General features: G+C 50.1%; 1 pseudogene. It reads left to right on the forward strand.

Features of this window, described 5'->3' with window-relative positions:
* Nucleotides 1-740, forward strand: a pseudogene (bla, locus tag Q2K20_RS18130) (class A beta-lactamase); the annotation flags it as partial.

Below are 740 nucleotides of genomic sequence, written 5' to 3' on the forward strand. Positions count from 1 at the left end.
CCCAGAAACGCTGGTGAAAGTAAAAGATGCTGAAGATCAGTTGGGTGCACGAGTGGGTTACATCGAACTGGATCTCAACAGCGGTAAGATCCTTGAGAGTTTTCGCCCCGAAGAACGTTTTCCAATGATGAGCACTTTTAAAGTTCTGCTATGTGGCGCGGTATTATCCCGTATTGACGCCGGGCAAGAGCAACTCGGTCGCCGCATACACTATTCTCAGAATGACTTGGTTGAGTACTCACCAGTCACAGAAAAGCATCTTACGGATGGCATGACAGTAAGAGAATTATGCAGTGCTGCCATAACCATGAGTGATAACACTGCGGCCAACTTACTTCTGACAACGATCGGAGGACCGAAGGAGCTAACCGCTTTTTAGCACAACATGGGGGATCATGTAACTCGCCTTGATCGTTGGGAACCGGAGCTGAATGAAGCCATACCAAACGACGAGCGTGACACCACGATGCCTGTAGCAATGGCAACAACGTTGCGCAAACTATTAACTGGCGAACTACTTACTCTAGCTTCCCGGCAACAATTAATAGACTGGATGGAGGCGGATAAAGTTGCAGGACCACTTCTGCGCTCGGCCCTTCCGGCTGGCTGGTTTATTGCTGATAAATCTGGAGCCGGTGAGCGTGGTTCTCGCGGTATCATTGCAGCACTGGGGCCAGATGGTAAGCCCTCCCGTATCGTAGTTATCTACACGACGGGGAGTCAGGCAACTATGGATGAAC

This window comes from Dietzia sp. IN118, assembly GCF_032905965.1.
GTDB lineage: Bacteria > Actinomycetota > Actinomycetes > Mycobacteriales > Mycobacteriaceae > Dietzia > Dietzia kunjamensis.